The sequence below is a fragment of the Variovorax ginsengisoli genome (assembly GCF_030811835.1).
Classification (GTDB): domain Bacteria; phylum Pseudomonadota; class Gammaproteobacteria; order Burkholderiales; family Burkholderiaceae_C; genus Variovorax; species Variovorax ginsengisoli_C.
In genome coordinates this window covers 149,551-171,042 of sequence record NZ_JAUSRO010000003.1, presented here as the reverse complement: position 1 = coordinate 171,042, position 21,492 = coordinate 149,551, and the positions used below count along the sequence as shown (strand labels likewise).

General features: G+C 68.0%; 20 protein-coding genes, 1 tRNA gene and 1 riboswitch. Of the genes, 9 read left to right on the top strand and 12 right to left on the bottom strand.

The features are described from left to right. The first annotated feature begins 3 nt into the window (after window positions 1-3). A riboswitch (TPP riboswitch) is annotated at window positions 4-106 on the top strand. Window positions 107-190: 84 nt separating this feature from the next. Continuing rightward, on the top strand, window positions 191-1,519 hold the full coding sequence (locus J2W36_RS05080) for a purine-cytosine permease family protein (RefSeq protein ID WP_307688593.1): 1,329 nt from the start codon (window positions 191-193) through the stop codon (window positions 1,517-1,519). Here the strand turns inward: J2W36_RS05080 and thiD are convergent. Next, window positions 1,461-2,321, bottom strand: coding sequence for a bifunctional hydroxymethylpyrimidine kinase/phosphomethylpyrimidine kinase (gene thiD, locus J2W36_RS05075; protein WP_307688592.1), 861 nt, complete (start codon window positions 2,319-2,321; stop codon window positions 1,461-1,463). The genes J2W36_RS05080 and thiD overlap by 59 nt on opposite strands. 77 nt (window positions 2,322-2,398) lie before the next feature. On the opposite strand from thiD, the gene J2W36_RS05070 reads away from it, so the two are divergent. The 6 genes from J2W36_RS05070 to J2W36_RS05045 all read left to right on the top strand — a co-directional run bounded on the left by J2W36_RS05070 (window position 2,399) and on the right by J2W36_RS05045 (window position 7,773). Then, entirely contained in the window at window positions 2,399-3,478 is a 1,080-nt protein-coding gene (locus tag J2W36_RS05070; protein ID WP_307688591.1) for an FAD-dependent oxidoreductase, read from the top strand. Then, on the top strand, window positions 3,475-3,672 hold the full coding sequence (thiS, locus tag J2W36_RS05065; RefSeq protein ID WP_307688590.1) for a sulfur carrier protein ThiS: 198 nt from the start codon (window positions 3,475-3,477) through the stop codon (window positions 3,670-3,672). Before J2W36_RS05070 ends, thiS begins: the two co-directional genes overlap by 4 nt. 10 nt (window positions 3,673-3,682) lie before the next feature. After that, window positions 3,683-4,510 (top strand): thiazole synthase, encoded by an 828-nt coding sequence (locus J2W36_RS05060; RefSeq protein WP_307688589.1) that lies wholly within the window; start codon window positions 3,683-3,685, stop codon window positions 4,508-4,510. Continuing rightward, window positions 4,507-5,463 carry a thiamine phosphate synthase gene (thiE, locus tag J2W36_RS05055; protein ID WP_307688588.1) on the top strand — a complete coding sequence of 319 codons (957 nt, stop codon included), beginning with the start codon at window positions 4,507-4,509 and terminating at the stop codon, window positions 5,461-5,463. Before J2W36_RS05060 ends, thiE begins: the two co-directional genes overlap by 4 nt. A gap of 6 nt (window positions 5,464-5,469) precedes the next feature. Continuing rightward, on the top strand, window positions 5,470-7,638 hold the full coding sequence (locus tag J2W36_RS05050; protein WP_307688587.1) for a TonB-dependent siderophore receptor: 2,169 nt from the start codon (window positions 5,470-5,472) through the stop codon (window positions 7,636-7,638). A 59-nt stretch (window positions 7,639-7,697) separates the two neighbouring features. Then, window positions 7,698-7,773: transfer RNA gene (locus tag J2W36_RS05045), tRNA-Asn, on the top strand. A gap of 173 nt (window positions 7,774-7,946) precedes the next feature. Here J2W36_RS05045 and J2W36_RS05040 read toward each other — a convergent pair. The 11 genes from J2W36_RS05040 to J2W36_RS04990 form a co-directional block, all read right to left on the bottom strand. After that, window positions 7,947-8,813 carry a VOC family protein gene (locus J2W36_RS05040; RefSeq protein ID WP_307688822.1) on the bottom strand — a complete coding sequence of 289 codons (867 nt, stop codon included), beginning with the start codon at window positions 8,811-8,813 and terminating at the stop codon, window positions 7,947-7,949. Window positions 8,814-8,869: 56 nt separating this feature from the next. After that, window positions 8,870-9,157 (bottom strand): LysR family transcriptional regulator, encoded by a 288-nt coding sequence (locus J2W36_RS05035; RefSeq protein WP_307688586.1) that lies wholly within the window; start codon window positions 9,155-9,157, stop codon window positions 8,870-8,872. 1 nt (window position 9,158) lies between these two features. Then, a complete protein-coding gene (locus tag J2W36_RS05030) occupies window positions 9,159-9,767 on the bottom strand; it encodes an alkylhydroperoxidase domain protein (RefSeq protein WP_307688585.1) in 609 nt (202 codons plus the stop codon). 12 nt (window positions 9,768-9,779) lie between these two features. Then, a complete protein-coding gene (locus tag J2W36_RS05025; protein ID WP_307688584.1) occupies window positions 9,780-10,421 on the bottom strand; it encodes a CMD domain protein in 642 nt (213 codons plus the stop codon). Beyond that, window positions 10,418-11,203, bottom strand: a complete 786-nt coding sequence (locus J2W36_RS05020; protein ID WP_307688583.1) for an LLM class oxidoreductase — start codon at window positions 11,201-11,203, stop codon at window positions 10,418-10,420. The genes J2W36_RS05025 and J2W36_RS05020 overlap by 4 nt, the downstream gene beginning before the upstream one ends. Further along, a complete protein-coding gene (locus J2W36_RS05015; protein ID WP_307688582.1) occupies window positions 11,160-12,872 on the bottom strand; it encodes a dipeptide ABC transporter ATP-binding protein in 1,713 nt (570 codons plus the stop codon). The genes J2W36_RS05020 and J2W36_RS05015 overlap by 44 nt, the downstream gene beginning before the upstream one ends. Further along, on the bottom strand, window positions 12,869-13,771 hold the full coding sequence (locus J2W36_RS05010; RefSeq protein WP_307688581.1) for an ABC transporter permease: 903 nt from the start codon (window positions 13,769-13,771) through the stop codon (window positions 12,869-12,871). The genes J2W36_RS05015 and J2W36_RS05010 overlap by 4 nt, the downstream gene beginning before the upstream one ends. A gap of 2 nt (window positions 13,772-13,773) precedes the next feature. Beyond that, window positions 13,774-14,712, bottom strand: coding sequence for an ABC transporter permease (locus J2W36_RS05005; RefSeq protein WP_307688580.1), 939 nt, complete (start codon window positions 14,710-14,712; stop codon window positions 13,774-13,776). A 7-nt stretch (window positions 14,713-14,719) separates the two neighbouring features. Further along, window positions 14,720-16,351: a TIGR04028 family ABC transporter substrate-binding protein gene (locus J2W36_RS05000; RefSeq protein ID WP_370869273.1), complete on the bottom strand. Its 1,632-nt coding sequence runs from the start codon at window positions 16,349-16,351 to the stop codon at window positions 14,720-14,722. A 67-nt stretch (window positions 16,352-16,418) separates the two neighbouring features. Continuing rightward, window positions 16,419-18,032 carry a TIGR04028 family ABC transporter substrate-binding protein gene (locus tag J2W36_RS04995; protein ID WP_307688821.1) on the bottom strand — a complete coding sequence of 538 codons (1,614 nt, stop codon included), beginning with the start codon at window positions 18,030-18,032 and terminating at the stop codon, window positions 16,419-16,421. Window positions 18,033-18,297: 265 nt separating this feature from the next. Beyond that, window positions 18,298-18,858, bottom strand: a complete 561-nt coding sequence (locus tag J2W36_RS04990; RefSeq protein ID WP_307688578.1) for an OsmC family protein — start codon at window positions 18,856-18,858, stop codon at window positions 18,298-18,300. Window positions 18,859-19,146: 288 nt separating this feature from the next. On the opposite strand from J2W36_RS04990, the gene J2W36_RS04985 reads away from it, so the two are divergent. Together J2W36_RS04985 and J2W36_RS04980 are read left to right on the top strand one after the other, a co-directional pair. Next, window positions 19,147-19,974 carry a MetQ/NlpA family ABC transporter substrate-binding protein gene (locus J2W36_RS04985; RefSeq protein WP_307688577.1) on the top strand — a complete coding sequence of 276 codons (828 nt, stop codon included), beginning with the start codon at window positions 19,147-19,149 and terminating at the stop codon, window positions 19,972-19,974. A 28-nt stretch (window positions 19,975-20,002) separates the two neighbouring features. Continuing rightward, complete coding sequence (locus tag J2W36_RS04980) at window positions 20,003-21,355, top strand: LLM class flavin-dependent oxidoreductase (RefSeq protein ID WP_307688576.1); 1,353 nt, start codon at window positions 20,003-20,005, stop codon at window positions 21,353-21,355. Window positions 21,356-21,492: the final 137 nt, after the last annotated feature.

The following is a 21,492-nucleotide window of genomic DNA, read 5'->3' as shown; positions in this document are numbered from 1 at the left end:
ATGACAACTCGCTAGGGGTGTTGGACCGGTTTGCCGGTTCGACTGAGAAAGTCCCTTTGAACCTGATTGAGGTAATCCTCGCGCAGGGAAGCTGGTCCAAACAGCCTTTGATCCACCACGCCTTTGCGCGTGCATCGGGTCCATGGCCGGGCCTCGCCCACCTGCCAAACGATTTGCATGGAGCAAATGGATGGCACAGACCCGTGAACTTTCCGCTGTCAACGAGGCGCTGACGCCGTTGGCGGATTCGCAGCGCGTGTTCGGCTGGCATGACCATGCCGCGCTGTGGTTCAGCCTGGGGGTCGGGCTGCTGGTGATGCAGATCGGCGCCTACCTGGTGCCGGCGGTCGGCACACGCGACGCAGCACTTGCCATCGTGCTGGGCTCCTGCCTGGGGGCCGGGCTGCTGGCCTGGACGGCGCGGTTGGGCTGCGAGAGCGGGCTGTCGAGCGCGGGCCTGATGCATGCGACCTACGGCAGTGCCTTCGCCCGCTTGCCTGTGCTGCTCAACATCGTGCAACTGATCGGCTGGACCACCTTCGAGATGGTGGTCATGCGCGAAGGCACGCAAGCCATCGGCAAGCAGGCGTTCGGCGTGGCGCTCGACGGCCCGATGGGCACCGTGCTGACCACCCTGCTCTGGGGTGCGGTGCTGCTCGCGCTCCTAGCCGGCTCCATGGTCAAGCTGGTGCGCCGCTTCGTGAGCCGTTTCGGGCTGCCGCTGGTGGTGTTGTCGCTGCTCTGGCTGACCTGGCAGTTCGCGACCCGACTGCACGCCGGTGGCTTCGCGGCCTTCTGGTCGCGCGCAGGCGATGGCAGCATGGGCACCTTCGGCGCACTCGACCTCGTGATCGCCATGCCCGTGTCATGGCTGCCGCTGGTGGCCGACTACGCGCGGCACGGCCGGCGCGGTGGCGCGGGTGCGGGCAACGCCTTCAACGGCACCTGGCTGGGCTACGGGCTGGCCAACATCTGGTGCTATGCGCTGGGGGTGATGGTGGTCAGCGTGGCCGCGCCAGGAACGCCACTGGTCGCGGCGCTGCTGCTCGCCCAGGGCGGCCTGCTGGCGCTCGGGCTGATCCTGATCGACGAACTCGACAACGCCTATGGCGACGTGTACTCGGGCGCCGTGTCCACGCACAGCCTGCTGCCGCGCTGGAGCGTGCGCCGTTGGGGGCTCGTGCTGGGCGCGGTGTGCATTGCACTGGCGATGGTGCTTCCGATGCACGCACTCGAACCGTTCCTGCTCCTGCTGAGCTCGGTGTTCGTGCCGCTCTACGGCGTGATCCTGGGCCGCCTTGGCACAGGCCGTGCGGCCCGCGTGGGTGCGCACCGCATCGACCTCGTGGCTGCGGGGCTTTGGGTGGCGGGCATCGCGGCGTACCACGCCTGCGCGGCCTGGGCTTCGCAGTGGGGCGCCGCGCTGCCGACCCTGGCGCTGACCTTTGCGCTGGCCTGGTTCACACGCCCGGCGGCAGGGGCAACCGACGCATCGGCACTGGTGCGAAACCGTGGTTGAGCGGCCCATGACCACTGCCGGTGCGGACATCGACGCCCGCACGCAAGGCGTCGAGCACGTAGGCATGTGCCAGCGCGACGGCCTCGGGCAGCGCGTGGCCGAGCGCCAGGTGAGCGGCAATGGCCGACGACAGCGTGCAGCCCGTGCCGTGCGCGTTGCGCGTGGCGATGCGCTGTGCGCCATAGCGATGCCGTCGATGTTGCGCACCGTCGCGTGTCAGCAGCACGTCTGCAACCGTGTCGCCGGGCAGGTGCCCGCCCTTGAGCAGCACACCGCGCGCGCCCAGCGCCAGCAGGGCGTCGGCTGCGGCGTCGAGCGCCTCGATGCCGTCGATGGCATGGCCGATCAGCAAGGCCGCCTCGTCCAGGTTCGGCGTGACCACCGTGGCGCGCGGGAACAGTTCGCGCACCAGCACGGCCACGGTGTCCGCTGCGATCAGGCGGTCGCCGCTGGTGGCCACCATGACCGGGTCGAGCACGACGTTCTGGAGCCGGTAGTGGTCGATGGCCCAGGCGACCACCTCGACCACTTCCGGGCCGTGCAGCATGCCCAGCTTGACGGCATCGACGCCGATGTCTTCGACCACTGCCTGGATCTGCGCCTTCAGGAAGGCCGGCGGCACCGCGTGGATGCCGGAGACGCCGCGCGTGTTCTGCGCAGTGAGCGCCGCAATCGCCGTCATGCCGTAGCAGCCCAGCGCCGCAAAGGTCTTGAGGTCGGCCTGGATGCCGGCGCCGCCACCGCTGTCGGAACCGGCGATGGAGAGCACGCGTGCGTAACGCTGGGTGGGGTTGGAGGTCATGCCGAAGTTTATCGGCGACGGTTGCGCTCGGGCCTTCGATTGCCCTTGCTTTTGGCAACCCATGGAGTCGCCAGGCCATGAGATTGCCTTTTGAATCGGTGACCGTTCTGGGCGCCGGCCTGATGGGCCGGCTGATGGCCGTGCAGCTCGCGCAGGCCGGCTGCAGCGTCGACCTGCACGAAGCCGGCAGCGCCGAGGCCGAGGGTGCGGCAGCGCGCGTCGCGGCGGCCATGCTCGCACCGCTGGCCGAATCGGCCGTGGCCCCGACCAGTGTGGTGCGCATGGGCCACCACGCGCTCTCGCGCTGGCCGGAACTGCTCGCCACGCTGGCAGCGCCTGTGTTCTTCCAGCGCCAGGGCACCCTGGTGCTCTGGCATCGTCAGGACGCGGCCGAGGCCGCACGCCTGGCGCGGGTGCTGGCCCGTACGGCCGAGGCCGTGCCGGCCCTGCCCGCGATGCAGCGCCTCGACGGCAGCGCCATTGCCGCGCTGGAGCCCGCGCTGGGCCAGCGCTTCGCGCAGGGCCTGTGGCTGCCCGAAGAGGGTCAGCTCGACAACCGCGGCCTTCTTGCGGCATTGCTGCACACCCTGGAGCAGCATCCCGAGGTCCGCATTCACTGGCACAGCGCACGCACGCCGGACGACTTCGAGCCGGGTGCCAGCGCCTGCGTGATCGACTGCCGCGGCCTGGGTGCGCGCGCGGACTGGCCGGGCCTGCGCGGCGTGCGCGGCGAGGTCGTGCGCGTGCATGCGCCCGAAGTCGCGCTCACCCGGCCGACGCGCCTGGTGCACCCGCGCTACCCGATCTACATCGCGCCCAAGCCGGACGGCATCTTCGTGATCGGCGCGACCGAGATCGAGTCCGACGACATGTCGCCGGCCAGCGTGCGCTCGACGCTCGAACTGCTGAGCGCCGCCTACGCCGTGCACAGCGGCTTCGCCGAGGCACGCATCGTGGAGATCGCCACGCAATGCCGGCCGACGCTCGCAAGCAATCTGCCTGCCATCCGCCAGCCGCGCCCGCGCGTGCTGCAGATCAACGGCCTGTACCGCCACGGTTTCATGATCGCGCCCGCGCTGCTCGACGTGGCCATGGAGCTGCTGCAAACCGGCGCATCGCCGCTCGCGCAGCGCTTCGGACTGGAGACTGGCCCATGAACGTGCTCATCAATGACACCCCCTACACGCTGGCCGAAGACGCCCTGCTGACCGACGCGTTGCAGGCCATCGACGCCACGCCACCGTTCGCGGTCGCCATCAACCGTGCCTTCGTGCCGCGCTCGGCCTATGCCACGCGGGTGCTGGCCGCCGACGACCGCATCGAAGTGATCCGCCCCGTGACGGGCGGCTGAAGGAGACCCCATGAAAACGACGCCCCTTGCCGACCACGACCCGCTGGTGCTCTATGGCCAGACCTTCCGCAGCCGCCTGTTGCTGGGCACCGCCCGCTACCCTTCGCCCGACGTGCTCGAAGCGGCCGTGACGCGCGCGCGCCCGGCCATGCTCACCGCCTCGCTGCGCCGCCAGACCGCCGCGCCGGGCGGCCCTGCCGGGCACAGCGACAACGGCTTCTGGGCGCTGCTGCGCCAGCTCGGTGTGCCCGTGCTGCCGAACACCGCCGGTTGCCACGGCGTGGAAGAAGTGATCGCGACCGCACAGATGGCGCGCGAGCTGTTCGACACACCTTGGATCAAGCTGGAGCTCATCGGCGACGACTACACGCTGCAGCCCGACACATTGAACCTGGTCGACGCCGCATCGCGGCTCATCCGCGATGGCTTCCATGTGCTGCCCTACTGCACCGAGGACCTGGTGCTGTGCCAGCGCCTGGTCGACGTCGGCTGCCAGGCCGTGATGCCCTGGGCGGCACCCATCGGCACCGGCAAGGGGCCGATGAACCCCTACGCGCTGCAACTGCTGCGCGAACGGCTCGACGTGCCCTTGCTGGTCGACGCCGGTCTCGGGCTGCCCTCGCACGCCTGCCAGGTCATGGAATGGGGCTACGACGGCGTGCTGCTGAACACGGCCGTTGCACTCGCCACCGACCCGGTTGCCATGGCCGGCGCCTTCGCCGACGCCGTGCATGCCGGCCGCACTGCCTGGCGCGCCGGCGCCATGGCCGCGCAGGACGCCGCGCAGCCGAGCACGCCCGTGCTGGGCACACCCTTCTGGCACCACGACGCACCATGACCGACCTTTCGCCTCTTTCGCTTGCCGCTGCCATCGTCGACGCACACCGGGCGCACTTCGGTGCACCGGCCCCCACGCCGACGCCGACGCCAACACCAGCCCCGACCGCCTTCACCTCCGATGCGTCGGTCTACCGCGCCGCCAAGGCGGCCTGCGCCGCGCTCGGCTTCATCGACATCGATGCCGAATGCCTGGCGCGCGCGTGGCAGGCGCAGACAGCGCGCACCGGCGCGTTCGATGCGCGGGCATGGCCCGACGCGCCCATCGATTTCGGCCTGCGCGCTTTTCCACCCGCCGAACGCGCCGACGCGTTCGCCCCCTGCCCCGAACGCCTCGGCCTCTACGCCGTGCTGCCCGATGCCGACTGGGTCGGGCGCATGGCCCGGTCCGGCGTCCCGACCGTGCAGTTGCGCTTCAAGTCCAGCGACACGCAGGCCATCGCGCGCGAAGTGCAGGCGGCGGTCGATGCGGTGCGCGGCACTCCAGCGCTGCTCTTCATCAACGACCACTGGCAGGCCGCGATCGAGGCGCAGGCTTACGGCGTGCATCTCGGCCAGGAAGACCTCGACGCGCTGGGCGCGCACGACGTGCAGCGCCTACGCGCAGCCGGTCTGCGCCTGGGCGTGAGCACGCATGGCTATGCCGAGATGGTGCGCGCCGATGCGGTCAGCCCGAGCTACATCGCCATGGGCGCCGTCTATCCGACCACGCTCAAGCGCATGGCGACAGCGCCGCAAGGCGTGGCGCGACTAGCCGCCTATGCGCGGCTGCTGCGCGGCTACCCGCAGGTGGCCATCGGCGGCATCGACGCCGCGCGCATGCCCGAGGTGCTCGCCACCGGCGTCGGCTCGGTCGCCGTGGTGCGCGCGCTGATCGCCGCAGACGACCCGCCAGCAAAAGCCGCGGCACTCATCGCAGGCATGCAATTGCACCCCATCGAATCCGCCCCCTGAACCGCCATGACAACCACTCGAAGCGCTCTCCATCGCCGCACGTCCTTCGCCCCCACAGGTCCTCTCACCCCCCTTTCGCAGGCGGTCATCGCCCTGCTGTGCCTGACGGGCATCGCGCATGCGCAGGACGCCACACTTGGCACCGTGACGGTCGATGAACGCAGCGCACCGCGCCAGGCCGACGTCACCGGCTTTGGCGACCTGCCGCTCAACCAGGTGCCCGTGTCCGCCACCGTGATCGACAGCCGCCAGATGCAGGACCGCGGCGCACGGCGCCTGGCCGACCTCACGCAGTTCGACGCCTCGGTGAGCGACGCCTACAACGCGGCCGGCTACATCGACTACCTCACGGTACGTGGCTTCGTGCTCGACAACCGCTTCAACTACCGACGCGAGGGCCTGCCGATCAATGCCGAGACCTCGATCCCGCTGGACAACAAGGAGCGCGTCGAGATCCTGCGCGGCACCAGCGGCATTCAGGCGGGCACCAGTGCCCCCGGCGGGCTGGTCAACTATGTCGTCAAACGCCCAACGGAGACCGATCTGCGCGAAGTGCGCATGGAGGTCTCCGGCCGCGGTGGTGTGCTGGGCGCGATCGATCTGGGAGGCCGCTTCGGCGAGAACCGCGCGTTCGGCTACCGGCTCAACGTGGTGAGCGAAGACTTGAAGCCGCGCGCCTTCGACCTCGATGGGCACCGCGAGCTGTTCTCGCTTGCAACCGACTGGCGCCTCACGCGCGACACCGTGATCGAGGCCGAGATCGAGTACAGCAAGAAGACCCAGCCCAGCCAGAACGGCTTCAGCCTGCTGGGCAACACCTTGCCCGCGCCGGTCGACCCCCGCATCAACCTCAACAACCAGGCCTGGTCGCAGCCTTCGGTGTTCGAGGGACTGACCGGTACGCTGCGCTTCACGCAAGCCATCGACGACAACTGGCGCTGGAGCGCACAGGTCGGCCAGCAGCGCCTGAAGACCGACGATCGCCTGGCCTACGCCTTCGGCTGCAGCGCCGAAGGCAACTACGACCGCTATTGCAGCGACGGCACCTTCGACTTCTACGACTTCCGCAGCGACAACGAGCGCCGCGTACAGACCGCCGGCAGCCTGAACCTCAAGGGCAAGGTGATGACCGGCGGCGTGCAGCACGACCTCGGCATCGGCCTCATGGAGAGCCGCGTACGCAACCGGTTCCAGGACCAGGCGTACAACTATGTGGGCACCGGCAACGTGGCGGGCACGGCCATCGTGCCAGCCGACCCGACGCTGACCACACCCACGACGAACCGGGACGAACGGTCCACCGAACTGTCGCTGCAGGACGCCATTCGGTGGAGCGAACGATTCACCACCTGGCTCGGCGTGCGCCACACCCGGCTCGACCGCGACAGCATAGGCACCGACGGCTCCCAGCCCACCAGCTATGCACAGGGAATCACCACGCCCTGGCTGGCTGCGAGCTACGCATTGCAGCCGGGCCTCATGGCGTACGCCAGCTGGGGCGAAGGCGTGGAGTCGCAGGTCGTGCCCAACAACATCGGCTACGCCAATGCGGGCCAGGGGTTGCCGGCGCTTGTGTCGAGACAGCGCGAAGTGGGTTTGAAGGGCAGCAAGGGGTCGCTGAACTGGCAGGCGGCGCTCTTCGCGATCACGCAGCCAGTGACGAACATCGACACCTGCGGCAATCCGGTCGAGCCATGCACCGCCGGCTTCGATGGCCAGGCCAAACGTCGCGGCCTCGAACTGAATGGCGACTGGACGCACGGCCCCTGGCGCCTGGCTGGTGGCATGACGTTCATCGACGCAAAGCGCGTCGGCAGCGCCGATACGGCGATCAACGGCCAGCGCGCCACCAACGTGCCCAGGGACGTGCTGCGCGCGCAAGTCGCCTACCGCGTCGCTGCGGTGCCGGGCCTGGAGATGCAGACGCAGGTCTCGTACGAAGGACGCCGCAACGTGCTGCCCGATGGATCGGTCACACTGCCCGCATGGACACGCTTTGATGCCGCGCTGCGCTACGACACCCGGCTCAACGGCGTGGCAACCCGATGGACGCTGGGCGTCGAGAACCTGTTCGACCGCCGCTACTGGAAGGAATCGCCCTACCAATACGGCCACGTCTACCTGTTCCCCGGCGCGCCGCGAACGATCCGACTGGCGGTCACCGCCACCTTGTGACACTTTCGTCACACGTGCTGGCGGAGATCGAAAAAATGACGCTATAATCTAAGGCTTGTTCCTCGATAGCTCAGTTGGTAGAGCGCCGGACTGTTAATCCGTAGGTCCCTGGTTCGAGCCCAGGTCGAGGAGCCACTACAAGCCGCAAGGCCACTGGATGCCCCGCTATTCAAAAGATAGCGGGGCATTTTCGTTTTGGGCACTTTTTTGGCAATCGCCAAATTTCCAGTGGTTCAAGCGCAGCCGGGATGCGCGTCTATCGATGCGGACTGGTGTCGCAGGCGGTGATCGCGCTTGTCGCCATTCGCTCAGGCGCTCGCCGCTGGCCCGACATCCCATTCGAGCAGCGCGCCGTGCGTAAGCGCCGGGTCGAGACCGCGCGCGCTGTGCGACACATCCTGGAACCGCAACACCAAGGCGTAGGGTCCTTCACCGCGCAGCGCCAGGCGTTGGGCCAGCGGACTGGATTGCTCGTTCGTGTCGTCGCGCGGAGACATCAGCACGATGGCACTGTCGCCCAGTTGTACGACGGCGATGCGCTCGTCGCCGGCCGGCACGGGAAACCCGATGCCGATCCGGTTTGCGTCCTCTTGCTGGCTCTCGGCCTGCGCATCAGACCGATCGGAGCGGCTCCCAAGCAGCGCACGCCAACGCGCGAGCGTGGCGTCCAGATCGCGCGTCCCAACCGCCAGGCTGGCCACGCCCAGCGCGCCGTTCGGATGCAGGCGTGCGTCACCCTCGGGCACACGCAGCGTGCGCGGCGTAAGGTCGCCGCACAGAAAAGGCAGATCCGACGAAGGCGGCCGGGCGGTCTGCCAGTGCAGCCGCGTGCCATCGGGTCGCAATCGTCCCCCATCGAGCGGCCCTTCCAGAATCAGCCCTCTCGCAGCCGCTTGGGCCACCGTGTCCGCCGTGTCTTGCGGCAGCAGGGCAAAGTCGACGATGCCCTCGCCATGCTTGTGCAACAGCTGCCACCAACGCTCGCCGGGCGCTGGCTCGCGAAACGCGATCAGCTCGAAGTAAACGCCATCGGCAAAGACGATCAGAGCGTTGTGCGTCACCCGACTTGGATGATCGCCACCACGCAGCACGTGGAAGCCGAGGGCCGTGTAATCAGCAATGCTGCGTTCGAGATCGTGAACGGCAATGACGACGTGATCGAGTTTCAAACCCATGGATGCGCTTTCAGGCCGAAGCCGATAAGAAGAAAGAAGGAGAAAAAGATCGGTTTTCAGAAGGGCTCGGCCGTGCTTGTGCTGGCCCGCCCACACAACTCCGAACGAATGCGTTCGGTCATCCGCACCAGCACCTTGCTCCGACGCAGCATCAGGTGCCCTGCATCGGTCAAGCTGACTGCGCGCGTGCTCCGGTGCAGCAGTTTGACGCCCACCTGCTGTTCGAGGTCGGTGAGGTACTTGCTCACCGTCGATTTGGACAACCGAAGCGCTTGAGCCGCCTGCGTCACGCTGCCGCGCTCGGCAACCGCCTGAAAGGCCTGCAAATGCTCGTGACTGAACATCTCAGCCGATCGAGCTCGCGCGTGGCTCGCCGAGCGACAGCATCAGCCGGTTGGCCCAGTTGAAGAAGGCTGCGCCGTGGATCACGTCGGAGACCGCCAGATCGTCCAGGCCCACCTTACGCAGGGCATGAACGTGCGACGGGCCGAAGGCGACAGGCGTCGACGACAGCGCAACCGAAGCGGCCACGATCGCGTCCCAGCGCGGATCGAGCGATGCATTGACGCCCTCATCCAGCAGCCGCTGCAGGTCATCCGACCGCGGCGAGAAATGCGAGGCGAAGCGCGCGTGGACCGACGCGCAATAGATGCAGCCGTTGAAGCGAGAGGTCGCCGCGGCCGCCAACTCGCGCTCGGCGCGCGGCAGGCCCGCAACGGGGTTGTAGAAGATGTCCTTGTCGGTACGAGTGCGCGCGCCGAGGATGTCGGGGTCGCGCGCCAGCAGCATGAAGTACGGCGACTTGGCGCGAGCCGCGTCCACGAGGCCCGCGCGGTGGCGGTCCGTCAGCTCGGCTTCAGGCAGCGGCTCCAGCCAGGGCAGCCATTCGAGCACGGCCTGCGTGAAGGCGTTCGGTGGGACGTTGTCGGGATGGGAAAGGGTCTGTGTGCTCATGGGATGGCCCGATCAGGCGGTGACCGTGGAGGTCGATGTCAGTGCGGCCAGCGTTCGCAGACCGGCGACGACACGGATCTGGAACGACAGGAATGCGACCAATTGCGACAGCGTGACGATGTCGGTGGTCGACCATCCCGCGTCGAGCAGTGCCTGCAGCGCCGAGGCCGCGGCATCGCGCGGATGCAGCACCAGCAGATGAGCATGCGCCAGCGCGGCCGACAGGCGGTCGCCCAGCAGAGCGCGGTGCGCTGCGCCCACGGCATGCACGGGGCCGCTCACGTCTTCAGCACTCAATGGTCCGGATGGATAGGCGCCATAGGGGCCGCGCGCAGCGCTTTGAGCCGCTTCGGCCGCAAGGACTTCGAGCCAGCCCGAGGTTGCGACATCGGCAGACAGCCGGGTGCCATAGAAAGCGACGAAGTCGCCCTGCCCGTGCAGGGCGGCCGTGTATGCGGCCACCGCAAAGCGCTCAGCGACAGTGAATCGCGTGACGGCCTGCAGCGACGGATCGCCCGGATGGAACAGCGCCAGGTAACTCTGCTGTGCATGCTGGCGGGCTTGCGGGCGCTGGGCGCGGATCGCGTCGAGCGCGTCGCCGGGATGGATGCCCGCGAGTTGGTCGATCACGTCTGGAATGGAGGTTGCGGTCATGCGAGGGTGAAGCGTTCGGTGAGGGAAGAAGCGCGGCTCGTCGCCGGGCCGGGCCAGCCGAGCGCCGGCGCGACTTCGGTGGCGATGAGTTCGATGGAGCGCAGGATGTGACGATGCGGCGGATCCACCGAATGCACCTGGCACACCAGGTCTGTCACCTGCGCCAGCGTGCGGTCGGCGCGCAGCGATGCGATCACGTCCGACGGCGTGCCGACATGCACGTCCTGGCGCGCGATCAGTGCATCCAGCGACAGCGCTGCACCGGACGCCGCCGCACCAGCCTGCCGCGCGAAGCTGCGACGCAGCCCCTCTTCGGCGAGCCGGCGCGCCAACGCCCGGTCGTCCGCGACGAACACCGAGCGCGAACCCACGATGCGCGGCGCGCGGCCGGCTGGCAGAGCCGCAAGGTAGGCCTCGATGATCGGCAGCTGCAGCTCGGCCAGGGTGGCGTTCGGTACCTCGGCCGTACGCGGCTGCGTGCGCGACAGCATCAGGCCGTCGCCAGCCAGGCCCGCACGCGTGCCGCCGACGACCGAGAAGCTGGCCTGCCAGATTCGGTCGAGCAACTGCGGCGAAGACGGGTAGAGCCGGTCGCCGCCCTGCACCAGCGGCGATGGGAGTCCGCCCTCCGCCGCGTGGAAGTGATGCTGGGCGACCCAGGCCGAGTCATAGCCCAAGGCCTCGGCATGGACGATCTGCGCCGTGACCAGGCGATAGCGCTCGCCGGCCGACGCATCGTCAAGAAGCCTGCTGAAGAAGCCCAGGCGTTGCAGTGAGGACAAGATCCAGATTCCTTTTGCCGGGTATGGCGTCGATGAGTTCGCGGGTGTAGGGACTGATTGGGTTGAGGAACACGTCCTCCACCCGGCCGTGCTCGACCTGGCGTCCGTGTTGCAGTACCGACACCGTGTCCGCGATCTGCCGCACCACCGCGAGGTCGTGGGAGATGAAGAGATAGGTGAGCCCGAGCTCCTGCTGCAGGCGTTCGAGCAGCCGAAGGATCTGCGCCTGCACCGTCACGTCGAGCGCGGACACCGCCTCGTCGAGCACCAGCACTTGCGGCTCGAGCACCAGCGCGCGGGCGATCGCCACCCGCTGCCGCTGGCCGCCCGACAGCGCATGCGGCCGCCGCTGCAGCACGGCGGGCGGCAGGCCCACGCGCGTCAGGATATCGGCCACGCGGCGCTGCCGCTCCGGTGCCGCCACGAGCTCGAAGTTGCGCAACGGCTCCTCGATGATCTCGAACACGGTCTGGCGAGGGTCGAGCGAGCTGAAAGGGTTCTGGTAGACCAGCTGGATGCGCCTGCGGAACTGCCGCAGTGCCTCGCCCTGCAGGCGTGCGAGGTCGACGCCCTCGACCAGGATGCGGCCCGCGGTCGGCTGACGGAAGCCGACCACGTCGCGAATCGTCGTCGTCTTGCCCGAGCCGGACTCGCCCACGATCGCATGCGTGGTGCCGCGCCGCACCTTGAACGACACCCCGTCGACCGCGCGGAACAAAGTGCCGCGCGACCCGCCGATGGCGAACTCATGCACCAGGTCCTTCACCACGATCGCGAAGGCGCCCTCTTCTTCGGCCGTCAGCGCAGGCACCAGTGCGGGCCGAAAGCCAGTCAGCGCCAGCGAGGGCGCATCCGACAGCAGCTGCCGCGTGTAGGCGCTGCGCGGCTCGCGCAGCAGCGCAGCGGTCGGGCCCTGTTCCTGGATGCGTCCGCCCTGCAGCACAACGATGCGCTGGGCGCGATCGGCCGCCACGCCGAGGTCGTGCGTGACCAGCAGCACAGCGGTGCCGTATTCGCGCCGGAGCTCGTCGATCAGGTCTAGGATGCGACGCTGCACGGTCACGTCGAGCGCACTGGTGGGCTCGTCCGCGATGATCAGCGCCGGCTGCAGCGCAATGGCGATGGCGATCAGCACCCGTTGCTTCATGCCGCCCGAAAGCTCGTGTGGATACTGCCGCGCCCGCAGTTCGGGCTGCGACAGGCCGACACGGCCCAACAGCTCGATCACCCGCGCATCGACCTGACGGCGCTCCACGCGCCGGTGGATGCGCAGGATCTCGGCCACCTGTTCGCCGATCGTGCGCACCGGATTCAGCGAGCTGGTCGGATCCTGCGGGATCAGGCTCACCGTGGCGCCGCGGATGCCGTCCAAGCGCTTCTGCGACCAGCCGGCCACGTCCGTGCCGTTGAGGCGGATCGCGCCATGCTCCAGCTGCCCGTTCTCCGGCAGCAGGCCGATCACCGCCTGTGCGGTGGTGGACTTGCCGGAGCCCGACTCGCCCACCAGCGCGACGATCTCGCCCGGATGAATCGAGAAGGACACGTCGTGCACCACGCGGTGCAGCGCATCGCGGTCGCGGTAGCCAATCGACAGGCCCTCGACCTCGAGCACCGGGGGCACCGGTGGCGCCGCCGTGTCGCCCGGCCGGAGCGCAACGAGCCTGCTCATCGACGCCCCTTCGCCAGCGCCACGCTGATGCGGTTGGCCGACAGCACGACCGCGACGACCACCAGCCCGGGCACGGTGGTGAGCCACCAGCCGGTGGCGATGTAGTTGCGCCCTTCCGCAATCAGCAGACCCCACTCGGGCGTCGGCGGCGGTGCGCCGTAGCCCAGGAAGCCGAGCGTCGAGATCGACAGGATCGCCGTGCCGAACTGGAGCGCTGCCATCGCCACCACCGAGGTCATCGAGTTGGGCAGCACATGGCGCCAGAGCACGCTGCGAAAGCGGCCGCCGCTGCCAAAAGCGGCTTCGACGTAGTCGGCGCGGCGCACCCGCACCACTTCCGAACGCACCAATCGTGCGAAGCCGGCCACCGACGCGACGCCCACCGCGAGTGCAGCGTTGAGCGTGCCGAAGCCCAGGATGATGATGATGCTCAGGGACAGCAGCAGCGAAGGCACGGCCAGCAGCACGTCCACGATGCGCATGACGATGTCCTCCACCAGGCCGCCGACCGCACCGGCGACCAGGCCGAGCAGCGTGCCCAGCAGCAGTCCCACCGTCACGGCCAGGAACGCACCGGACAGCGAATGCACGGCACCGTGCACGACGCGGGCGTAGAGGTCACGCCCCAGCCCGTCGGTGCCCAGCAGGTGCGCGGCGCCCGGCGCCAGCAAATGCTGGCCCGATGTGCCCTGCACCGGGCTGTAACCGGTGAACAGGCCGGGCGCGATCGCCCAGAGCGAGACGGCACCGATCACGAGCCAGGCCAGGATCAGGCCCGGCTGGGCGTGGCGAAGAGACCGCCACGCCCAGCCGCCGCCGACCACGGAAGCGATACGGTGGCCCAACGAGAGCCGCGTGACGCGCAAAGCATGGGATGAGGGTTCCAGAATGGTGCTCATGGTCAGTGCCCAGGTGAGGTTCTGAGGCGGGGATCGAGAATGGGATACAGGAGATCGACCGCGAGGTTGATGCAGACAAAGGCCGCTGCGGAGATCACAACGATGGCCTGCAGCACCGCCGTGTCCTGGTTGCCCACCGCCTGCTGCGTGAGGCTGCCCAGCCCGTTGAGGCCGAACACGGCTTCCGTGACCACCGCGCCGGCCAGCAGTTCACCGAACAGGATGCCGGCGATGGTCAGCGTTGGCAGCACCGCGTTGCGTGCCACGTGCTTCCAGAGCACCCAGCCGCGCGTGGCGCCCTTCGCCCGCGCCACCGACACGAAGGGCTGCGTCAGCACCTCGTCGATGTTGCGCATCAGGATCTGCGCGAGCGGTGCCGAGATCGGGATGGCGAGCGTCAGCGTGGGCAACACGAGTCCCTCCCAGCGGCCGGGGTTGATCACCGGAATCAGGCCGAGCCTGAACGAGAACACCTGGATCAGCATGATGCCCAGCCAGAACACAGGCACCGAGACAAACAGCGAGGGCAGCGACTGGATCGCCGAGCGCAGCCACGCGAAGCGCGTGAGGTTGGAAACGAAGGCGAGCGCCACCGCCAGCAGCAGGGCCACGGCGAAACCGAAGACAGCAAGTCGCAGTGTCGGCGGCAGGTTGGTCGCCAGGCCCTGGCTGACCGGCACACCCGCCTGCATCGAGTAACCGAAATTGCCGCAGAGGAAATTCCACAGCGTGTGCAGGTAGCGCTCCCACAGCGGGTTGTCGGCACCGTACGCGGCGCGGATATCGGCGATCTCCTTGGGCCCCAAGCCCATGTCCGGGTTCAGGAACTTGATAAGCACTGCATCGCCGGGCAGAGCCTGCAGCAGCACGAAGGACGCGGTAAAGGCGGCCCAAAGCACCAGCAGCGCCTGGCCCACGCGGTTGAGGAGGTATCGGTTCATGGCGGTCTCAGTGCGGTGCCAGCCAGGTGCCGTAGAAACTCGGCCGGCCGACGGCCTCGAAGGCCACGCCCCGCACCCAGGGCGCACCGGCGAAGACCTGCGGCTCCTCGAACAGCGGAATCACATAGGCCTGGTCGACCAGGTGATGCTGCACGTCCTTCGTCAGGGCCAGGCGCTTCGCCGCATCAGGCTCCTGTGCAATCGCATCGAACAGCGCGTTGAGCCGGTCGTCCTCGAAGGACTTGACCTTCTGGCTCAGGCCGCCCTTCTGCAGCAGCAGGTTGCGATTGCTCGGGTGGTAGTTGCTCTTGATCACGTCCGGATCGGCACGGCCGACCATGGCGGGGATCAGCGGCGTCTTCTGCGGGTCGAGGCTGTCGATGGTGCGGCTGCCCAGGTCGCCCGACAGCACGTTGAGCTTCACGCCCACCTGCGCCCACTGCTGCGCGACGAGCTGCAGCACTTCCTTGTTCTGCAGATAGTTGGGTGACTCGTAGGTGGCCAGCACCAGCGTCTGCCCGTCCTTGACGCGGAGGCCATCGGCGCCCGGCTTCCAGCCCGCATCGTCGAGCAGTTGCTTCGCACGGGCCGGGTCGTGGCGCAGCTTGTCCGACAGGTCGACGAAGCCGGCGGCGGTCGAGACAATCACGCCCTTGGCCTGCGGATAGTTCGACGAGAACAGCGTCTGCACCACGGCGCGCGCGTCGGTTGCATGCAGCAGCGCCTGGCGCACCCGCAGATCCGCCACCAGCGGGTTGTCGGGCCGGAAGGCCAGGCTGTCGTTGACGCCGCGCGTCGAAGACGCATAGATGGGGAACTGGCGCTCCTGCACGCGCTTCTCGTCGTAGGCCTGGATCTGCCGGATGAACCCGGCCTGGCCCGCCAGCAGCCCGCCGATGCGCACGCTGTCTTCGGGCGTGACGATGATCTTGATGGCATCCAGACGCGCCCGGCCCTGCTGCGCGAGGCGCACTGGACCCCACCGATAGTCCTTGCGCACCGTCAGGTTCACTTCCTTGCCCAGCGTTTCGGACGCGACCACGAAAGGTCCGGAACCGATGATGCGCGTCGCGTCGCCCAGGGCCTCGAAGGGCAGGTCCAGCGTGGCGGGCGACACCAGCCCCGAGCCGATCACCGAGGTGCCCTGCAGGAAGCCGGGCGACGGCTTCCTGAAATGAAAGCGAACCGTACGGGCGTCGAGCACTTCGCTGCGCTCGTAGTTGTTGATCACTTCCGACACCGACAACTTCAGCGCCTTGTTCCCTTTGCCGAAGGTGTCGTAGTTCTTCGCGACTGCCGTCGCGTCCAGCGGTGTGCCGTCGGAAAAGCTCACGCCCTCGCGCAATTTGAAGGTGTATTCGGTCGCATCGGCGTTGACCGTCCACGACTCGGCGATCCAGGGCTCGATCTCCAGCGTGGCCGGATTCTGATAGGTCAGCTTATCGGTGATCTGGTTGAGGATGCCGCCGTTCGGATAAAAGCCGCCAGCCGGCGGATAGAGGTTGTTGTGGGCCTGCTGGTCGAGGTAAACCAGCGTGCCGCCGATCACCGGCTGGCCGTCGACACCGGCTGCGCCTGCGGCGCCGGAATCGGCCGTCTTCGAGCAGGCGCCGAGGGCCAGTGCAAGCATCAGCGCCATGGCGAGCACCGCGCCACGCGGGTGGCGCTCGTTGCGAAACAGGTTCATGGCTGTCGGGCGCCGCGACTCAGTGCTTGGCCAGCCATGTCGCATAGAAGCTCGGGCGACCCACCGCCTCGTAGCTCACGCCCTTCACCCACGGTGCGCCGGCGAAGGCCTGCGGCTCTTCGAAGATCGGGATCACATAGGCCTGGTCGATCACGTAATTCTGGACCTCACCCACGAGCGCGAGTCGCTTGGGCGTATCGATCTCGGCGGCAATCCCTTCGAGCAGGCCGTTGAGCTTCCCGTCCTCGAAACTCTTTACCTTGTCGCTCACGCCGCCCTTCTGCAGCAGCACGTTGCGGTTGGTCGGGTAATACTGGCTCTTGATCACGTCGGGGTCTGCGCGTCCGACCATGGTCGGGAACACGGCGGTCTTCGCCGGATCGAGGTTGTCGACCGTCTTGCTGCCGGCGTCCCCGGTGAGCACGACGAGCTTGACGCCGACCTTCGCCCACTGCTGAGCCACGAGCTGCAGCGTTTCCTTGTTCTGGGGTTGCGGCAGCGCTTCATAGGCACGCAGCACCAGCTCTTGGCCGTCCTTGGTGCGGGTCCCGTTGGCACCGACGGTCCAGCCGGCATCGTCGAGCAGCTGCTTGGCCTTCGTCTCGTCGTAGGCCAGCTTGGCAGACAGGTTCACATAGCCGGCCGCAGTGGAGGCCAGCACCGACGTGGCCTGCGGGTAGTTCGACGAGAACAGGGTCTCGACGATCTCCTTCGTGTTCGTCGCATGCAGCAGCGCCTGCCGCACGCGCACATCGGCGACCAGCGGGTTGTCCGGGCGGAAGTTGATGCTGTTGTTGACGCCGCGGGTCGACGGCGCATAGATCGCGAAGCCTTGGTCCTTCACCCGTTTCTCGTCATAGGCCTGCACCTGGCGGATAAAGCCGGCCTGCCCCGCCACCAGCGCACCGATGCGCACGCTGTCCTCGGGCGTGACGATGAGCTTGATCTCGTCGAGCAGGGCGCGGCCCTGGTGCGGCAGCGTCGCCGGTCCCCACTGGTAGTCCTTGCGCGCGGTCAACAGCAGTTCCTTGCCCACCGTCTCGCTGGCGACGACGAAGGGGCCAGAGCCGATGATCTTGGTCGCATCGCCCAGTTCGTCAAAAGGCCGCGCCAGCGTGGCGAGCGATACCAATCCCGAACCGATGACCGAAGTGCCCTGCAGGAAGCCGGGCGACGGCTTCTTGAAATAGAACCTGACGGTGCGCGCGTCGACCACTTCGCTGCGGTCGTAGTTGTTGATTACCTCCGACACCGGCAGCTTCAGCTCCTTGTTGCCCCTGCCGAAGGTGTCGTAGTTTTTCGCGACTGCCGTTGCGTCCAGCGGCGTGCCGTCGGAGAAGCTCACGCCTTCACGCAACTTGAAGGTGTATTCGGTCGCATCGGCGTTGACCGTCCACGACTCGGCGATCCAGGGCTCAACCTTCAGCGTCTTCGGGTCCTGGTAGGTCAGCTTGTCGGTGATCTGATTGAGGATGCCGCCGTTCGGATAGAACCCACCGGCCGGCGGATACAGATTGGTGTGCGCCTGCTGCTCCAGGTAGACCAGGGTGCCGCCCGCCACAGGCGCCGACGCATCGGCCGATGCACTCGCAGCAGGTTCGGGGGCCTTGGAACACGCTGCGAGCAGCGCCATCAGAGCCACGACGGCGGTGGCTGCAGCCACCCGCTCAAACCTTCTGGAGAACACGTTCACAAGACACTTTCAATGGGAATGAAATGGGAGGCCGACGTCCGCAGCACGGTGTCGTCGGGAGCGGAATCGTAGCCAGCCGAATGCATTCACGCGCAGCTATTAAGGAGCATCGTTAGGCGATAAACAGATAAGCGATTCGCGGTCTCAAGCCCATCAGCCTCGCCGGCAGCCACCCCTTCTGACGGGCGCGCGGCGCCGCGCAGCCTCAGTGCGCGTGGACGCTCTTTGCCTGTGTCGCGGCCTTCGAGTTCACGAGTCGCACCTCGGCGCGGATCGTCTGCGGGTTGCGCAGCAAGTTCAGGATCGGGCAGTTGCGCTCGACCACCTCAAAGAGCGCGTCGATGTCCGCGCGCGGCGCGGGCGAATCGATGTGCACGGTGTAGGCGATCTGGTGCGGCCAGATCGGGGTCTGCTCGTGGCCCGGTTTGCCGCCGCGCGGATCGATGACACCGGTGACCTCCACCTCGAGGCTTTCCAGCGGCACCTGGCGCTCCGCCGCATGGATCAGGAAGATGTGCGTGACGCAGGTGCCGAGCACGCCGAGTTGCAACTCCGGCGAGCTCGGGCCCAGGTTGTAGCCGGCGAAGTCCGGCGGGCTGTCGCTGATGACCTGATGGTCGCGGATGCGCAGGCGCCGAACGCCGCTGCGGCCTTCGGCTCGCACATGCGCCTTGAGTTGTGCGGGCTGCGCGGTGCCCGACTCGATGGCGGCGCTGCGCGCCTGCACCGCGGCGCGTTTTTCGATGAGGTAGTCGTTGAGGCTCATGAGATTTCCTGGGTGGAGCGCATGCAGCACCGCCGCACGCAAAGGCCGCGACCTTAGGGCCGGCAGCAACCCTCGCCAAGAACGTATTTCGAGGATCGATATGCGTCGGCCGATCCCGTTTGGCACCGCAGGGTCCTTATCCGGCAGGCTCATAAGCAAGCACGCAAATCTTCGTTCTCCGAACCGGAGCCTTCGGCCTAGAGTGGCTGCCCGCCCGCAACGTTCGGGCTTCGGACCACCTGCCTGCCTTCATCGGCCCACCGCCCTTCCCGTCGGAGTTACTTCTTCATGCCTTCGTTCTTCAGTTCGCCCGGCGCACGCAGCCGCGCTCGCGTCGGCGCCCTGCTGCTCTCGCTCCTCGTAGCCGGTGCCGCCCAGGCGGCCGACCTGAGCGTGGGCTTCATGCCCGGCCCCTACCGCGATGCGTTCACCAAGGGCATCGAGCCACTGCTCAAGAAGCAGGGCTACACCATCAAGTACGTCGAGTTCAGCCAGGGCGTGCAGCCCAACGATGCGGTGGAGCGTGGCCAGATCGACGCCAACATCTTCCAGCACACGCTTTATCTCAACGCCACCAACAAGCAGCAGGGCTTCGACCTGGTGCCGATCGTGCACGTGCCGACCCCCCCGATGGGTCTGTACTCGCAGCGCCACAAGACGCTGGCCGCGGTGCCCGACGGCGCGACCGTGACGCTGCCAGCCGACCCGGTGAACGCGGCGCGCGCACTGAATCTGCTGGCCGCGCTGGGCTGGGTGCAGCTCAAGCCGGGCGTGAGTCCGCTGAGCGTGTCGGAGCGCGACATCGCGAGCAACCCGAAGCGCCTGAAGCTGGTGCCGCTCGACGCCGCGCAGGCGCCGCGCTCGCTGGCCGACGCCGACCTCGCCGCCGTGCAGGGCAATTTTGCCGTCGCCTCGGGCCTGAAGCTGACCGAGGCGCTGAAGCTGGAGGACATGACCCTGCCCTACGTCAACGTGGTCGCGGTCAAGCGTAGCAACGAAAACGCCCAATTCGCCAAGGATCTGGTGCTGGCCTATCAGTCGCCCGATTTCCAGCGCGTGTTCCAGTCCAACCCGGCCTGGGCCGGTTACCGGCTGCCCGACTACTTCTCGAAGTGAAGCCCTTTTCCGAACCCGGTACCCGTCCATGAGCCAGCCCCCTACGCGCGCGCCGCGCCGCCTGCACCTCAACGTCAACATCCTTCATTCAGGCTTCCTGCCTTCGGCCTGGCGCCCTGCGGGCAGCGACCCGCGCGCCTTCATCGACGTGCAGCACTACATCCGCGTCGCGCAGATCGCCGAAGCGGGCAAGCTCGATGCGGTGTTCCTGGCAGACAACGCGGCCATCGTCGACCAGATCCATTTCCGCCCGATCACCGCGCTGGAGCCGACCGTGCTGCTCGCGAGCGTGGCCGCGGCCACCCGCCACATCGGACTGATCGGAACGGCATCCACCAGCTATAACGAGCCCTACAACATCGCGCGCCGCTTCGCAACGCTCGACCACGTGAGCGGCGGGCGTGCCGGCTGGAACGTGGTGACGACGGCCGACCTGCCCTCGGCGCGCAACTTCGGTCGCGACGCCGTGCCCGACCATGCGCAACGCTATGCGCGCGCGGCCGAGTTCACCTCGGTCGTCAAGGCGCTCTGGAACAGCTGGGAGGACGATGCCTTCATCGGCGACCAGGCCGCGGGCCGCTTCGTCGATGCGGCCAAGGTGCACGCGATCGCCCATCAGGGCGAGTTTTTCTCGGTCCAGGGGCCGCTGAACCTGCCGCGCACGCCGCAAGGCCATCCGGTGCTGGTGCAAGCCGGCGGCTCCGGTGACGGCCGCGCGCTCGCCGCGCGCCATGCGGAAGCGGTGTTCTCGGCCTCGCAGTCCTTCGAGGAGGCGCTGTCCTATGCGCGCGACCTCAAGTCCCGTGCCGAGGCATTGGGGCGCGGGCCCCAGGCGTTGCGCGTGCTGCCCGGCCTGACCACCGTCATCGGCGATACCGAAGCCGCCGCCCGACGCCGCCGCGACGAACTGGTCGACCTGATTCCGTGGGACTACAGCCTCACCCGTCTGGCCGGCATCCTGGGCATCCCGCCCGATCGTCTGAAGCTCGACGAGCGCCTGCCCGAGAACCTGGCGCTGCCCGGCGGCGGCAACGGCAACCACACCTTCTTCAACGCCACGCTGGCCACTGCGCGTCGGCTCGATCTGACGGCGCGCGAACTCATTCGCGAACTCGCCGGCGGCGGCGGGCACCGCGTGATCGTGGGCACCCCGGAGCAGATCGCCGACGACATCGAGCGCTGGTTCCGCGCCGGCGCCGCCGACGGCTTCAACCTGATGCCCGACGTGCTGCCCGATGGCCTGCAGGCCTTCGTCGACGGCGTGGTGCCAATCCTGCAGCGGCGCGGCATCTTCCGTACCGCCTACGATGGCAGCACGTTGCGGGACCACTTCGGCCTCGCGCGGCCGGCGGGGCGCAGTGCGGAGCGCGCAGCCGCCTGAACCCCGTCGCCACCCACCACTCGGCCCCCCTTCATGGAACAACGCAGCGGCCCCTTGATGGCGTGGGCCTGGCCCTCGTGTCCGGCCTCACGGGCGGCATCGATCTTTCAGGCCAGTCGCTCGACGGACCGATACCG

Coding starts and splice junctions, on each gene's coding strand:
- J2W36_RS05080 (WP_307688593.1), top strand. CDS start 191: ATGGCACAGACCCGTGAACTTTCCGCTGTCAACGAGGCGCTGACGCCG.
- thiD (WP_307688592.1), bottom strand. CDS start 2,321: ATGACCTCCAACCCCACCCAGCGTTACGCACGCGTGCTCTCCATCGCC.
- J2W36_RS05070 (WP_307688591.1), top strand. CDS start 2,399: ATGAGATTGCCTTTTGAATCGGTGACCGTTCTGGGCGCCGGCCTGATG.
- thiS (WP_307688590.1), top strand. CDS start 3,475: ATGAACGTGCTCATCAATGACACCCCCTACACGCTGGCCGAAGACGCC.
- J2W36_RS05060 (WP_307688589.1), top strand. CDS start 3,683: ATGAAAACGACGCCCCTTGCCGACCACGACCCGCTGGTGCTCTATGGC.
- thiE (WP_307688588.1), top strand. CDS start 4,507: ATGACCGACCTTTCGCCTCTTTCGCTTGCCGCTGCCATCGTCGACGCA.
- J2W36_RS05050 (WP_307688587.1), top strand. CDS start 5,470: ATGACAACCACTCGAAGCGCTCTCCATCGCCGCACGTCCTTCGCCCCC.
- J2W36_RS05040 (WP_307688822.1), bottom strand. CDS start 8,813: ATGGGTTTGAAACTCGATCACGTCGTCATTGCCGTTCACGATCTCGAA.
- J2W36_RS05035 (WP_307688586.1), bottom strand. CDS start 9,157: ATGTTCAGTCACGAGCATTTGCAGGCCTTTCAGGCGGTTGCCGAGCGC.
- J2W36_RS05030 (WP_307688585.1), bottom strand. CDS start 9,767: ATGAGCACACAGACCCTTTCCCATCCCGACAACGTCCCACCGAACGCC.
- J2W36_RS05025 (WP_307688584.1), bottom strand. CDS start 10,421: ATGACCGCAACCTCCATTCCAGACGTGATCGACCAACTCGCGGGCATC.
- J2W36_RS05015 (WP_307688582.1), bottom strand. CDS start 12,872: ATGAGCAGGCTCGTTGCGCTCCGGCCGGGCGACACGGCGGCGCCACCG.
- J2W36_RS05010 (WP_307688581.1), bottom strand. CDS start 13,771: ATGAGCACCATTCTGGAACCCTCATCCCATGCTTTGCGCGTCACGCGG.
- J2W36_RS05005 (WP_307688580.1), bottom strand. CDS start 14,712: ATGAACCGATACCTCCTCAACCGCGTGGGCCAGGCGCTGCTGGTGCTT.
- J2W36_RS05000 (WP_370869273.1), bottom strand. CDS start 16,351: ATGGCGCTGATGCTTGCACTGGCCCTCGGCGCCTGCTCGAAGACGGCC.
- J2W36_RS04995 (WP_307688821.1), bottom strand. CDS start 18,032: ATGGCGCTGCTCGCAGCGTGTTCCAAGGCCCCCGAACCTGCTGCGAGT.
- J2W36_RS04990 (WP_307688578.1), bottom strand. CDS start 18,858: ATGAGCCTCAACGACTACCTCATCGAAAAACGCGCCGCGGTGCAGGCG.
- J2W36_RS04985 (WP_307688577.1), top strand. CDS start 19,147: ATGCCTTCGTTCTTCAGTTCGCCCGGCGCACGCAGCCGCGCTCGCGTC.
- J2W36_RS04980 (WP_307688576.1), top strand. CDS start 20,003: ATGAGCCAGCCCCCTACGCGCGCGCCGCGCCGCCTGCACCTCAACGTC.